The organism is Bacillus sp. AFS001701 (assembly GCF_002559405.1).
In the GTDB taxonomy this organism is placed as follows: domain Bacteria; phylum Bacillota; class Bacilli; order Bacillales; family Bacillaceae_G; genus Gottfriedia.
The window spans coordinates 1-2,055 of record NZ_NTZO01000506.1; the positions used below are offsets into that span (position 1 = coordinate 1).

At 31.5% G+C, this 2,055-nt stretch carries 1 protein-coding gene; it reads right to left on the reverse strand.

Translation table 11 applies throughout. From position 1 onward, the window contains the following. Positions 1-20: 20 nt before the first annotated feature. Positions 21-1,952: an ATP-dependent DNA helicase gene (locus CN514_RS21750; RefSeq protein ID WP_098234367.1), complete on the reverse strand. Its 1,932-nt coding sequence runs from the start codon at positions 1,950-1,952 to the stop codon at positions 21-23. Positions 1,953-2,055 lie beyond the last annotated feature (103 nt).

Genomic DNA, 2,055 nt, shown 5'->3' on the forward strand with positions numbered 1-2,055 from the left:
AGCTAGCGAATGCTAGCTTTTTATGATGGATTAACAGGCAAACTGCTTAAGATTTTTTCTTTCGTTTCGTTGTTTAGATCATTCTCAATAAATAAAACGATTTTTCCTTTATCTTCATGACTACGGATTAGTCGTCCAATACCTTGGCGTAATCTTAATAACATATACGGCTCATCAATCTCGAAGTAAGGGTTTTGTGCATTTTGACGTTTTGATTGGAATACAGGATCATTTGGCGGGAATGGTAGTGCATGAATAATCACTTGACTTAGTGACATTCCTTGAATATCTAATCCTTCCCATAAATGAACAGCACATAAGGACGCGTTAATGTCTTCTTGGAATTTTTGTACAATCGAACTAATTTCTTCTTCACCTTCAAAGTATAAATTGAAGTCCAATTTTTCTTTTTCAACTTGCAGTTTAAATTTTTTCATTTCTTGAGTTGAATTGAAGAGAATTAATGTACTTCCGTTATTATCCTTTAACTTCTCAATAATCTTTTCATTTTTTTCCTCATTTTTGGTTGGGTCAACTTGATTTAACTCTATTTTCATTTGTTCATCATAATCAAACGGAGAATTGACCGAAAAGGATAAATAATCTTTTATCCCTAAACTACCTGCGATATAATCAAAAGAACTATTTTGAGAAAGAGTTGCAGATGAAAATACAATCGGCATTTTTTGATTAAATACTTTTTCTTGTAAAAGCTCATTTACAGCCTTTGGCATGATGACTAATGTTAATTCATTTTGATTATACTCAATCCATTGAATCGCTGTAATTTCATTAATAAATAAATTTAAGCAACGCTCAACATCATCTAAATGCTCATCAACAATGTTTAACTGATATTCATCAATCGTGTACATTTCACTTTCAAAGACTAATTCATCACCAATGCTACTAATTTGGGACTTTAATCTCCTTGCTAACTTAATTAATCTTTCATTCATATTCAGTTTAAAACGTCTAGATCCTTCAACTTCTTCAGAATTATTATCTAATTCATAAAAGAATTGATCGTACGTTTCTAATGTATCTTCTAGTAATTGTTGGAAGCTTTCACGCGTACCAGATTGCATTAAAAATGATAAAAATGTATTTAATGTCTCTTGTTGCAGACGATATGTTAACGATTTTTGACTTGCAAATTCAAGTAAATGTCCTTCATCAAATACTACACAGCTTGGATTCGGTAGTAATGGCAATTGACCTTCACGTTTTCTAGATTCTACCGTCCAAATATGCTCCATATAAAATTCTTGTGAACATACAATTAGGTCAGTTGCTTTTCGATAATGTTCTCTTGAAAGAGTTTGTCCACATCTATGTCTTTGTTCACAAGTAGAACAATCCTGGAAATAATCATATGAAATTGTATCCCATTCTTCATCTGTTAAGTCTTTATATTCAGTACGGTCTCCATATGGAGTAAATTTTTGGAGTGTTCCATAATCATTTACAAAGCTTGGTAAATTTTCATAAACACCTAAAACAGCATCCGATACATCAATTTCTGAACGTTGCAAATCCAATTTCTTTAAACATAAATAATTTGTAGTTGATTTTGCTAATCTAACATCAATTGACAAATTTAAAGCATTCGATAATTTTTCAATGTCCCCATTTTTCTTTACTAGCTGTTCAATTAAAGATTCATCAGCACATGCGATAATAGCTGGCTTACCTGTATATCTTGCATAGCATAAACAATATAGCAAATAGACAAACGTTTTACCTGTACCAACACCTGCTTCAGCAAAAATAACTTTCTTTTCTTTAAACGCTCTTTCAACCTGATAAGCCATAAAGATTTGCTCATCTCTTAATTCATAGCCTGCGTCTGGTAATAAATCGTAAAAAACGTCCCCAATCCATTCCCCTAACTTTTCAATGAATTGGTCTTGCTTTCCTACCTCAAAAGGTAATTTAGTTGAATGACTCATTGCTACCCCCAAAATGTAAATTAAAAAGAAAAAGTCCTCTTTTGAGAACTTTAATTTTGCAAATTTATTCGATCCATTATATTATTTAAAAATTGTCTCTACC